Below are 12352 nucleotides of genomic sequence, written 5' to 3' on the forward strand. Positions count from 1 at the left end.
TATTTAAATTACTTCACTGGTGCTTTCAGAAAATCTTTGATAACTTGATTGAATGCTTCAACTTGCTCCCATTGTGGCCAATGACCAGCATCTTTAATCACAGTAAGTTCTGCCCCTGGAATCATCTCCTTAATCGGCTTTGCCTGCTCTACAGTAGAAGTTGGATCATGATCTGTCCATGCAAGCAAAGTTGGTGCTTTGATCTTGCTACACCAAGAAGGGTCCCAAATATATTTTTTACGTGCTTCTGGGTCTTGTAGGTGAACTATGTTATACACTGCTTTCTGATAAGCGGGCTGTGTATAGATATCGTATCTTGACTGAATCAATTCATCCGTTACGACACTTTTGTCGTACATCAGCCATTCCAATCTTGTTTTGACATTTTCATAGTTTGCTTCGACAACTGCTTTTATTGTGGACGCTCTAAGCCTAGACATGATTTCTGGATCACTGTTTACGTTACCTGGTGTGTTTAGTACCATTGCTTTAACATATTTCGGATGTTCTGCAGCAAACCATGCAGCGACCCATCCACCAAGGGATTCTCCTGAAAGAAATACTTCTTCAAGACCAAGTGCGTTGATCACATTAAACAAATGATCGCTGTATGCGTCAATACCATAAGGCTTTTCGGGCTTATCCGTATAACCGTGTCCGAGCATATCAATACAGATTACCCTGAAATCTTCAGCTAGACCTTTTATGTTTTTGCCGTACGCCTCAATATGACCTCCTGTACCATGCATCAAAATAAGCGGATCACCTGTTCCAGATTCCATCACCCTTGTCTTCACACCATTAGCATCTAAATAATATAATTTGAATTCAATATCTTGTACTTCAGTCCAAAGTGACATGAAAATTCTCCTCTCATTTTTAAATTCGATCCTGATCTAGTTGTTAATTTTCGGTTTTAACCAATCATTATTTACTGGTGTTGTTTCAAAAAAACGTTCAGGCACGGCCGGACCCCACCATAGTCTACCGTTAGCATCATAATCTTCCTTGGTCCAGCCGATTGGTGGAAGATCCGTATCACGGTTGTAGTCACCTGAGTATATTTCAATGCGATGCCCATCTGGATCTCGGACATATAGGAAGAATGCATTAGTTACTCCGTGGCGACCTGGACCGTATTCGACAGCATTTCTGTATCCTGCATCAGCAAGTATATCCGCTGTGCGTACAACACCTGCAACACCATCAACGATGTAGGCGATATGGTGAAGCGCTGTTTCTTCCTGCTTTACAAGCGCAACATCGTGTGTAGAAGCCTTAGCTCTCGTCCATGCTGCAAATTTTTCGTCGCCATCCTGTACATATTCAGATATACTAAAACCGATAGATTCCCAGTATTCCCATGCCTTATCGACATCTCTCACACGCAGATTCATGTGGTCGATGCTTACTGGAGGGATACCATTGAATGTATGCGTATTACGCATCGGTAATTTTTCAACACCGGGGCCTCCCTGTCCAACATCAACCTGTTGCATGTGGTGATAAAACTCTACAGGGTGTCCGCTTGGTTCAGCAACTCTTAAAGTACGTCCACGTCCCGGATGACTGCTCTCAATCATCTCAGTTTCGATGCCCATCTTTTCATGCTTTTTCTGCAATTCATCTAGGTATGCTTCACTGGATACTCTCAGACTAAAACTTGCCAGAGCCGCTTCTTCTTTCTGAGTCAGGATGAGGGTATAGATATCAAACTCATCCGTTGCTTTAAGGTATAAACTTTCTTTCGTTTTATTTACTTTGATAAATCCTAATGTATCTACATAAAATTTTTCTGATTCTCGAAGGTTTGTAACATAAAGTTCAATTTGTCCAAGTCTTAAAATCATAATCATTCCGCCTTTTTTATGAAATTATCAGTAATTTCTAACTGTATACTATCCTCTAACGTGACTCTCAATCCCAAACAGGTCCTGTCCGTATGCAGCTACAGCATCCTCATATAAGGAAGTTTTGTGTGTAGCGAGTGACATCAAATCTCTGTAGAACAATTCAATCGGACCGCCTTTGTATAATGCGCCGCCACCGAGAGTAAGTAGGATTCGTGTTCCGATATCCACTGTATTTTTTATTATCTTCGTTCTTAATGCAAAAAACTCAGAGTACGGTGTTTTACAACCATCTTTTTCGTAGTCTTCAAGTAACGATATATATTTATCGAGGAGCGCTTCAGCGACTTTAAACTCAGTTGTGATTTCTGCTAGCACTCTTTGGCTTCTTGGAGACTCACTTTCCCTCACACCATCCATCAGACGTACTCGTTTTTCAGTGGATGTCTTAAACTCTTCAATCATTCTTTCCGCTGCCCCGACTGCCATTACCGGGAAACCGAAGTAGAATGCCGGGAATAAAGGCACGTGATAAAGGGGATAATCCGTATCATAATTTTCTTCATGAGGTCTACGTGTATCAACCGCTTCATCTACATCGAAAATCATTTCATCAGGTACAAACACATTATCTGCGTTAACCTGGTTGCTGCCACTCCCTCTTAAACCGAATGTATCCCAATTTATAACTACATCTAATTGTTCAACGGGGATGATAGGGAGGAGAGTTTTCGATTTGTCTGTCTCATCTTTAACTTTCACTCCAACGCCAACCCAGTCTGCATGGTTGACCCCGCTTACAAAATTCCATTTTCCAGTTACTCTATAGCCACCATCTACTTTCTCTGCTTTGCCAACGGCTGCGAAGATATCTGAGATCAGACCGCCATCTTTATAAATTCTGTTTTGGCCTTCTTGAGGCAAATATGCGGGAAGCATATTATGCAACGGATATAAGAATGACAGCCATGCAGCAGATACATTATAATTTGAAACAGTTCTTAATACTTTGACGAATGTTTTTAAACTTGTACCTGGTCCTCCTTGATTTCTTGGAATCATCATTTTAGTAATCCCAACCTCTTTCATGAGATCGACAACCTCCCGAGAGACACTTGCGTTTTCTTCAGCTTCTCGAGCTTGGCTTTCTGCAAGTTCACCTACTCTTTTGGCTCCTTCTAAAAGTTCCTCTTCATTTAAATTAATTTGTGTAGACAATTGTTGAGTCATTAAAAAACATCCTTTCATCAGAATTTTCTGTTTTGTATGCGCTTTCAATGTTGTTTATAAGTATAGAATATTAATTTATTTATAACTAGGACAAACAATGACCATTAAAATTAAATTAATGAACACTTTTTGCCATCACAGATGTTTTGGATTTAATTTAAGATATTTTTATATCCTTCAACACGATGAGTGCTTTCATGATTAAAAGTAGGCTGTTACTTACTTCTGGGTCTCTCAAATCTTTTTGCAATATATCTTCTATACGCTGAACTCTATGCCTCAGTCCACTCATAGACAGAGATAAATCCAAAGCGGTATTTTTCAAATTACCTCCATTACCTAGGAAGTAATATAATGTCTCAAATAGCTCATGCTTTTTTTCATCTTTAGATACATACAGTCCTTTCAATTCTTTTTCTGCTAAAAGTTGTATGCTTTCCATATTATTTGAATTTATTAATAAACCGACGATACCTAGCTCGTCATAGGAAAGTCGGTTTTTACGGACCGTCAATCTGAGAGCGATGCACGCCTCATCGAATCCTTTAATCGCATCTTTAATATTTTCCATATGACTACTAATACCAACCTGTAGACTAGTGCAACCGAGATATTCATGGATGTATTTGATATAATCGTCTAAGATATTATCTATATAATAAGATTCAAAAATAAGCATGATAAATTTATCGTCCTTAAAACCTGTTAATGCCTGCTTTCCTTTTCTCCTATAATATTGATATGATAAATCCAGTAATTTCTCCTGAAAATTGAATTCATCTTCCAAGGATTTAAATTGTTTTTTGTAGTTTACAGCAACAACGCGATAAGATTGGGTGAAATCCACACCAATGTATTTTCCTCTTTTTACAAGTTCAGCTGGCGAAAATTCGTTACTCAATACCTGGTCCAAATAACTTCCTTTCAGCCTCCCCAAAGATTCGAACACCGCTTTTTCGCTGAGCAGTATAAGCGCAGCTGCGCTTGCTAGATGTTCCAGATAAAGATATTCCTCATCATATCCTTCCTCCTTTCTTTTTTTCTCTATCATCGTACAATAACCTAGTAATTGCTTCTGAACGATTACAGGGACTACTATACGGTCATATTCTTCGAACACATAGACTTTTTCACCTGATGAAATAATATATTCACTTTGATCCTTCACTAAAAACTCTGGTACTTCTTCCATCATATCTTCACGTATTTTTTCTATTTTTTCATCTGAAATTCCTGAACAAGCGATTGTTTCCATAGACAGATTTTCTATCGTCAATGGCATACCAATTAGTTTACCTGCCACTTTAACGACATCCTTCAAAGTCCTTCCATTAACTACTTCATTCGTAAGTTTTTTCTGGAAATTGGACAGACTTGTGATAAATTTTGTTTGTTCTAGCAAACTATCATAAGTGTATTCAAGTTCTTTTACGATAGGTTTACGGCCCAAAAGATCGACCGCATTCTGCTTAACATCATCTCCCCAGTCTTCCTGTGGTTTGACTATCCATTGACATGTATCATCTCCCGCAGCAGCACATGTGATTTCTTTGGCAATTAATGGTTTCTTAAAAATAGTAGACATCAGTCCACTTGAATACCCCGCAAGAGTATAACAAACCGGCACTGTTGATTTTCCGAAATAGTTCGTATGTTGTTCCACTTCATATGAATCAAACCACTCTCCCCTGCCGATGAGAGTTTTAAAAGATCCATCTTCATAATATTCAATGTCACACCTATGATCTATACCACTGATATGGCCACTGGCTATGTGTTCTATGGGACCGTCTATCACAAGTTGCTCCGGAGATTTATCGCTCTTTAATAATTCTTTGCCGTCAGCGACCCCCATCTCCCATCCAAATTGAAATAAAAAACTATCCATACGTTCAATTCCGATATGCTTCGCTACCTGTAAACGTAAAATCCCCATGGAATTTGGAGTAAGCTTCAGGCGACGATTATGTTCTACTCGATGTACCTTTTCAATCGTTTTATCTTCAATGGAAATTTTCATGATTTCATCCTCCTCATTCTTTTCGTACAAAATAAGCTCAAGACCGTTAGTCTTGAGCTTATTCGCAATGTTCTTTACTTTATTATACTTTCGATTGTTTTTCTTTAGACAGATCTTGTGCAACGCCGGTAATCCAGTCTTCCTGACCACCTACAGCGCCCATTTCAGAAATTCTTGTCAAAATATCCCTTGCATCCACTCCATATTCTGCACCCGCGCGTTCTGCAAAGAGTAGAAAGCTGGAATAAACACCTGTATATCCAAGCGTCAGAGACAAGCGATCGATTTGCACTGGTCTTTCCATCATAGGCTTCATCAGATTTTCAGCAGCGTCCATCGTCTGATACAGATCGATATTATGGTCGATTTCCATCCTATTCATCACAGCAATTAGCTGTTCTGTTGCTGTGTTTCCTGCGCCAGCACCCATACCCGCTAGACTGGCATCAATTCTGTCTGCACCTTCTTCAATTGCGACGATTGAATTTGACACACCTAAAGATAGATTGTTATGACCATGGAATCCTATTTTAGTTTGACTGTTCAAGTTCTCTTTGAATATAGATATTCGTTTCCTTGTATCATCCATCGTCAATGCCCCTGCAGAATCAACTACGTAAATCGTCTGCGCACCATAGGATTCCATCTTTTTCGCCTCTTCCAGAAGATTTTCCGGCGTTGTTCGGTGCGACATCATTAGAAATCCTACAGTATCCATACCTAGTTCCACTGCTTTTTTGATATGTTGTTCAGATACATCCGCTTCAGTACAATGTGTTGCTACACGTGCAACCTGCGCCCCCCATTGATAGGCGCGTTCCAAGTGTTCTATCACTCCGACACCTGGAAGTAGCAAGACACCGATTTTAGCGTTCTTTGCATTGGCAACAGCTGTTTTTATAATATCCTCTTCCGTTTCTTTTGAAAAACCATACTGGATAGAACTCCCACCTAGACCATCCCCATGCGTTGCTTCAATAATATCGGCTCCGGAATCATCAATCGCTCTTGTCAGTTCTGCAATTTGCTCTGTTGAATACTGATGACGGATTGCGTGCATACCATCTCTTAATGTCACATCATTAATTATCACTTTTTTTCTCATTATTCAGTCACCCTTTCTTTCAAAATGCTTTCAGCCATTACTTCCCCTGTTTTAACCGCTGCAGAAGTTATGATATCTAGATTACCTGCATATTCCGGTAAAAAGTCTCCATTACCTTCAACTTCAACCGATATCGTAATGATCTTACCTTTAATGACAGGATCTGCTTTAAATCGATAACCCGATACATACGCCTGTACACTCGCTTGCATCTGATCCAATGATTTCTGTATTTCTTCACGCTTCATTTCAGCGTCTCCAGCGGTTTGAATATGTATTGTATTTCTCATAAGTATAGGCGGGTCGGCTGGATTAAGTGTGATAATCGCCTTCGATTCCTTGGCTCCACCAACTTCTTTTAATGCATTCGCTGTGGTCATAGTGAACTCATCAATATTCTGTCTTGTTCCTGGTCCAGCACTCTTACTTGAAATGGAAGCCACAATTTCTGCATAGTCGACTTCCAAGACATTTGATACTGCTTTAACCATCGGGATGGTTGCTTGGCCACCGCATGTAACCATATTCACGTTGTCTAGCTTCGGAATTTCATCTTCTTTAAGATTCACTGAAGGAACAAGGAACGGTCCTACTGCTGCCGGTGTTAAATCAATGGCTTTCTTACCCAGTTTCTTCAATACTTTTGCGTTGTGTAGATGTGCTTTGGCAGAAGTCGCTTCATAAACAATATCTGCAAGTTCAGGACGTTCTATCAAACCATCAATACCATTGGATATTGCAGTCAAACCGTTTTCTTCTGCGCGCTTAAGACCTTTGGACTCCGGATCTATACCTATCAGAGCTGTTACTTCCAAAATATCACTTCTTAAAAGTTTAATCATCAAGTCTGTTCCGATATTACCCGATCCGATAATTGCACATTTTATTTTTTCATTCGCCATTCAATACATCCCCTTTTCAAAGTAGTTTCTTACCGTTACAACAATAGTCACAAGCTGACTCCAAGTGTTTTCTGAGCAGTCCCTGTGCTTTTTTCACTTCCTGCTTTTCCAATACTTCAATAATTTCAACATGCTGATCAATGATGCTCGATTGATTCGTAGATGTGACTTCACTGGTGATATCAATCAACGTTCGGAAAATATCACGCTGTGTCATCCACAAATGCAGCAGTGAACTGTTTCCTGACATTTTCACGAGCAACTGATGAAATGCTAGGTCTGTTTCAATATCCCTTTCTTTATAATATTCCGCTTCATGCATTCTGTTGATATATAACAGTAGCCTGTCTTTATATTCATTGAATACGGGTTTGGATATTTGGCCGAGTGCATAATTTTCCAGAAGTATCCGAGTATCATAAAGGTTTTCAATGTCACAAATATCAAAACCGATGACTGCCGTTCTTCCATTCGAAAATTTTTCCGCCAAGTTTTCAGATACAAGCTGTCCAATCGCTTCCCTAATTGGACCTCTGCTTACTCCGAGCCCTTCGGAAAGCTTCGTCTCTATCAAAGGTTCCCCTTTTTCATATTTGCCGAGTATGATTTCTTTTCTCAAGTGATCCACAACTTGAGTTCCGACGTTATTCTTTATAATCATTTGAAAGCAATCTCCTTTAATTATCTGAAATGTTAACAATTAACAGTTACATAAGTACAGTTTAAGAAACCGCTTTCTTTTTGTCAAGTTAACATCCTAAAAACTTTTTAATATAAACAAGAATAAATCTGAGGAAACAACCTATCCTGTCATATATTAATTTCTTTGCATCACAAGGGCCTCCACTTCTACCATATTCGGTCATTTTATACGTATGAAAGATAGTCACATGAATATTTTCACGCATAACCAACAATGCTAGAGTATGATATTTATTAAATTGCGGCCGATACTTATATGCTCAATCCATTCCTCCGTAAAATGAAGCTCACAATATTCACTAAAATATATTGTTGCTTATGTAGGATATAGCAGTGAACCTGATAAAATTCGTACGATAAACAATATTTACTATATTCAAATAAAAAAAGGCTCGTAAATCTCTAGTATTAAGATTTTCAAACCGATTCTCTTATTTATTCAAATATTTTGTCAAACTCTCTTTTTATGTAAAATGATTACCTAACATTTTAAAATGAAAATCTAATGGATTTTTAAATTTATATCTCAATTATTCTCTTTCACCATTAATTTGTTCAATAGATTGTGCGTTTATTATTTAATTCAACATACAAATAGATAGCACTACATGATACGCTTAAGTTATAATTTTCTAAGAACGTATGTAAACGTACAATGGGACTGTTAAAATAGAACGACTTATTATTAAAGGAGCAATATTATTTATGAAGAAAAGTATACTTTTATCGTTAGTTTTGGTGCTAACTATTTTACTCGCAGCATGTTCAAATGGTAATACAGAGAATGATGAACAAGAAGAACATCATGAACGTAACGCCCCTAAAAATGTGAGCAAATTGGCTGAAAAAGATATCTTCCATTCAGATAAAAAGGGTGAAGATATTAGTGAAGATGAAATGAATAAAGCGATTAAAAAATATTTGAATGTTAACTCACTTATTATTGATAATAAATACCTCATGCAATATAAATTAGATAAACAAATAGGTACAGATACAAAAATCACTGATGCACAAGAAAAACGTTTAACAGATTTATCAAATAATGCAATTAAAAATGATCTTCATTTTAAGAATTTCGTAGAAGATAATAATATACCGAGCGGTTATCAAGATAACCTCGATGAAATTATCGCTTATTTTACATCTCTAAACAGCACAATTAAACACGTTGATAAAGAAATCGAAGAAATAGATTACCAACCTGATAATGACCTCAACGTTGTTGACGTTCCTGCCAAAGTTGCTGGAAATGTTAATCATAAAAAGCAAAAATCAATTAAAAAATTCCTGGATTCAAAAGGAATTGAAAGTGACGCAGTAGATAAATAAATGACAAATACGCACATATAAAATAATCTATTTTTAAGGTTTGTGTCAAAAGCTTGTTGTTTTAGCATCATGCTTTTCATTTATGTTTCGCAATATTAGCCAAGGTTACAAAACGATGACATGTCACCTTTCCGTGATGGCAAAGGCGTTGAGCCTATTTTTATTCATTCATTGATATACTCTGACTTATTCTCGTAAAAAACCTTACATGATTGTAAGGTTTTTTAATATGATTATCCTGTTTTTCTCAAAGCTTAATTTGTTAAGATATATACAAGTTAAGAAATACGTTATTAGAAGCACAGTCGCTCATTAATAATTTTAAGGAGGCCATACTGTTATGATATTAACTATTTTAATAGGTGCCATGGCTGCTATTTTCATAGCTTTTAATCTCTTTGAGAAGAAAGAAAAATATGGCGTCGTTTCTTTTAAAACAATTGCGCTAAGTGTAACTTACGTCATACTGGCTGTTATTGTCGGTAGCTTTTTAGACAATATCAATACATTATTCCAAGGATTTCATGATAGCTTAACAGCAGCTAAAAAATATTAAACCTGAACCGATCATGTCGCAGTTCAGGTTTTTTGTTTGTCTTATATTTCAAGTTCATAAGGTACACAGTTTTCTATTTTTCTATCAATTACAGTTTCTTTCGTTTCATAACGTAAGTAAACAAGTAAACATCTGATTACAACCTGATGCGCAACAATTGCGATAGACTCTAAAGCTGGATTAAGTTCGTGTTCGAAAAATTGTTCAACACGCTGTAATACATCCGAATAGCTTTCTCCTTCAAGGGCTTTTTGTGTGAAACTATGGCGAAAAGCAAGCAAGTTGTCATCATTAAAATAAGCATGATATTCGGGATTTTGTTCAATTGCATCTACCATTTCACCTTCAAAGATGCCTAAAGAACGCTCTCTTAATAAGGGCGTCACACTCGCTGGGATGTGCTTATCAAATATTGCATTATATGTTTGTCTCGTGCGAGTCAAATCAGATATATACACATGCTCGATATTCTTTTTTTCAAAGTAGCTTTGCAGTAATTGGGCCGAATATACGCCACTTTCTGTTAAAGGTACATCTAATTGACCACAAAAGTATTTTTTTCCTTGTTTTTTATCATAATTTGACTGCGATTCTCCATGACGAACTAAATAAATTTTCATAATGATTACCTCTTCTCTATTTATAATCCAATATTTCATTATTTTTTTAGCGAAGCTCATATCTTACAATACTGTTAGATGAAGCAATATATCTATATTTCAATAATTATTCTTGTTATTATTCAATTGAGGTGATATAAATGAGCGAAAAAATGGTACATCACGACACACAAAGTGGTCGTGTATTAGCAGCAATCAGTTATTTCAGTATATTCTTTGCACCAATTATACTACCTATTATCCTATGGATTTTAACTGATAAACCCGCTTCAACTCATGCAGCAAAATCATTAGTTTATCATATTATAACGTATATTGGGCCAATACTATTAGTTTTAAGCGCAGCGTTCGGAACTACAATTATCGATCAACAGAATACTACAATTGCAATAATAGCGATTGTAGTGGCAATCCTTCTATTAATTGTAACAATTTGGTATACAATCAAAAATATATATCGTGGTATCAAGGTATTGATTTCTGAAGATGCTTATTTCCGTCCATAAAGTATTACAATTTTTCAGAAACTCTATTTAGAAAATGATTGAGGCTGAGACATGTATTTCTGTCCCAGCCTCTTCTTTCATTATACTTTTGAGTTAAATCAGCTACTTTTACTAAATAATAAACTGATAGATAAACTAATGAGGATGGCACCTACCGCATAATCAAACAACGCTTTTATTTTTCTATTTCCAAAAAGTAATTTGATATATTGGAATATATATACGCAAAAAATAAACCAGATGAGAATAACCGTTGTTACTACTGCCGATAATATTGCAATTTGAGATGACACACCTTCACCAGCAGTTATAAACTGCGGTAATATACTTATGTAATACAGTAAGGCTTTAGGGTTTAATATTGTGCTGATAAAACCTTGTCGATAAGAACTTAAATAACTAACCTGTTGCGCCTGCATTTGAGATGTTGAAAAATTCATACTTTGACGTGCACAGATGATACTTTTAATTCCTAAATAAATCAGATAACACGCGCCTAAAATTTTAATCATTAGGAAGACATAATACATATTTGCCAAGATAAATATAATGCCAAATACTGCCAATAATGAATAGATAACGTGTGCTGACGTAATACCTAACGCAGCCATTGCGCCATTACCTTTACCTGACGTAATTGAATTTTTCATTACTACAAAAAAATCTGGTCCGGGCACAATAATAATCATTAATGTAATCGTAATAAATGCTGCAAGTCCTTCCATCATATGCACCTCCATCTTAACTACATCGTATCAATTACGTTATGTTACCGCAATACACCTAGCCTATATTTTTATCACTAACTAATTAGAAATTCCTTTACCACTTCCATATTAACTCAACAATTTTAAACCAACTGTACTAGCTAATATGACTGCAATACAAATTATTCTTTTGCTATTGGTAGACTCTTTATAAAAAACCATACCTAATATTGATCCACCCACTGAACCAATACCTGTCCAAACCGCATAAGCTGTACTCATAGTTAATTGAGTCATTGCCATAGATAAAGCTAAGAAACTCAAGCTAAAGAAGCCTATCAATCCTATGACAGCAGATTTTTTTCGTGTATGCGTATAAGCATGTAAAAAAGTAATGCCTAACATTTCAAAAATACCTGCAATGATTAACAATATCCAAGCCATTATGCTTCTCCTCCTTTATCTGGTGTGACTAATTTCAAACAAATCACACCTAAAAGTAAAGTTAGAATTAAAATGATTTTTCCATAATTAACTTCCTGACCGAAGAAAGCAAAATCAAATATAGTAACACCTGTTGTACCCAGCCCAACAAATACTGCATAAGACGTGCCTACTGGTAACATTTTCGATGCGTCTATAAGCAAATAAAAACTCAAAAAAATAGCTATAATTGTTAACGCCCATTCGAAACCTGTCGTTGCATGTGTTAACCCAGCGACCCAGCCAACCTCAAATATTGATGCGATAATAATTTTTATCCAATTCATTTATATTCCTCCTATTAAAATAAAAAAAGCCTGAGAGATAGTCATCACTACT

At 36.5% G+C, this 12352-nt stretch carries 14 protein-coding genes; 3 read left to right on the forward strand and 11 right to left on the reverse strand.

The features are described from left to right. Positions 1-8: 8 nt before the first annotated feature. The 7 genes from ACA31_RS01520 to ACA31_RS01550 form a co-directional block, all read right to left on the reverse strand. The gene (locus ACA31_RS01520) at positions 9-860 is read right to left on the reverse strand and encodes an alpha/beta fold hydrolase (protein ID WP_057511626.1); all 852 of its coding nucleotides are present in this window, start codon (positions 858-860) and stop codon (positions 9-11) included. A gap of 36 nt (positions 861-896) precedes the next feature. Continuing rightward, entirely contained in the window at positions 897-1850 is a 954-nt protein-coding gene (gene hpaD / locus ACA31_RS01525; protein ID WP_057511627.1) for a 3,4-dihydroxyphenylacetate 2,3-dioxygenase, read from the reverse strand. 48 nt (positions 1851-1898) lie between these two features. Beyond that, positions 1899-3080: an acyl-CoA dehydrogenase family protein gene (locus tag ACA31_RS01530; RefSeq protein WP_057511628.1), complete on the reverse strand. Its 1182-nt coding sequence runs from the start codon at positions 3078-3080 to the stop codon at positions 1899-1901. Between the two features lie 157 nt (positions 3081-3237). After that, entirely contained in the window at positions 3238-5100 is a 1863-nt protein-coding gene (locus tag ACA31_RS01535) for a V4R domain-containing protein (protein ID WP_057511629.1), read from the reverse strand. Positions 5101-5182: 82 nt separating this feature from the next. Beyond that, positions 5183-6205, reverse strand: coding sequence for a 4-hydroxy-2-oxovalerate aldolase (dmpG, locus tag ACA31_RS01540; protein WP_057511630.1), 1023 nt, complete (start codon positions 6203-6205; stop codon positions 5183-5185). Then, a complete protein-coding gene (locus tag ACA31_RS01545) occupies positions 6205-7107 on the reverse strand; it encodes an acetaldehyde dehydrogenase (acetylating) (RefSeq protein WP_057511631.1) in 903 nt (300 codons plus the stop codon). The genes dmpG and ACA31_RS01545 overlap by 1 nt, the downstream gene beginning before the upstream one ends. A gap of 16 nt (positions 7108-7123) precedes the next feature. After that, complete coding sequence (locus tag ACA31_RS01550) at positions 7124-7768, reverse strand: GntR family transcriptional regulator (RefSeq protein ID WP_057511632.1); 645 nt, start codon at positions 7766-7768, stop codon at positions 7124-7126. 746 nt (positions 7769-8514) lie between these two features. Here ACA31_RS01550 and ACA31_RS01555 point away from each other — a divergent pair. Then, positions 8515-9141 carry an NDxxF motif lipoprotein gene (locus tag ACA31_RS01555; RefSeq protein ID WP_057511633.1) on the forward strand — a complete coding sequence of 209 codons (627 nt, stop codon included), beginning with the start codon at positions 8515-8517 and terminating at the stop codon, positions 9139-9141. A gap of 340 nt (positions 9142-9481) precedes the next feature. Then, positions 9482-9697, forward strand: a complete 216-nt coding sequence (locus ACA31_RS01560; protein ID WP_057511634.1) for a hypothetical protein — start codon at positions 9482-9484, stop codon at positions 9695-9697. 41 nt (positions 9698-9738) lie between these two features. On the opposite strand, the gene ACA31_RS01565 is transcribed toward ACA31_RS01560, so the two are convergent. After that, positions 9739-10317, reverse strand: a complete 579-nt coding sequence (locus tag ACA31_RS01565) for a histidine phosphatase family protein (RefSeq protein ID WP_057511635.1) — start codon at positions 10315-10317, stop codon at positions 9739-9741. Between the two features lie 140 nt (positions 10318-10457). Between ACA31_RS01565 and ACA31_RS01570 the strand changes: the two genes are divergently transcribed. After that, the gene (locus ACA31_RS01570) at positions 10458-10823 is read left to right on the forward strand and encodes a DUF4870 domain-containing protein (RefSeq protein WP_057511636.1); all 366 of its coding nucleotides are present in this window, start codon (positions 10458-10460) and stop codon (positions 10821-10823) included. Between the two features lie 98 nt (positions 10824-10921). Here ACA31_RS01570 and ACA31_RS01575 read toward each other — a convergent pair whose 3' ends face one another. The 3 genes from ACA31_RS01575 to ACA31_RS01585 all read right to left on the reverse strand — a co-directional run bounded on the left by ACA31_RS01575 (position 10922) and on the right by ACA31_RS01585 (position 12300). After that, the gene (locus tag ACA31_RS01575) at positions 10922-11548 is read right to left on the reverse strand and encodes a LysE family translocator (RefSeq protein ID WP_057511637.1); all 627 of its coding nucleotides are present in this window, start codon (positions 11546-11548) and stop codon (positions 10922-10924) included. Between the two features lie 111 nt (positions 11549-11659). After that, positions 11660-11974, reverse strand: a complete 315-nt coding sequence (locus ACA31_RS01580; RefSeq protein ID WP_057511638.1) for a DMT family transporter — start codon at positions 11972-11974, stop codon at positions 11660-11662. Next, entirely contained in the window at positions 11974-12300 is a 327-nt protein-coding gene (locus ACA31_RS01585) for a DMT family transporter (protein ID WP_057511639.1), read from the reverse strand. The genes ACA31_RS01580 and ACA31_RS01585 overlap by 1 nt, the downstream gene beginning before the upstream one ends. Between the last annotated feature and the right edge of the window lie 52 nt (positions 12301-12352).

Source organism: Staphylococcus sp. NAM3COL9 (assembly GCF_001431205.1).
Classification (GTDB): Bacteria; Bacillota; Bacilli; order Staphylococcales; family Staphylococcaceae; genus Staphylococcus.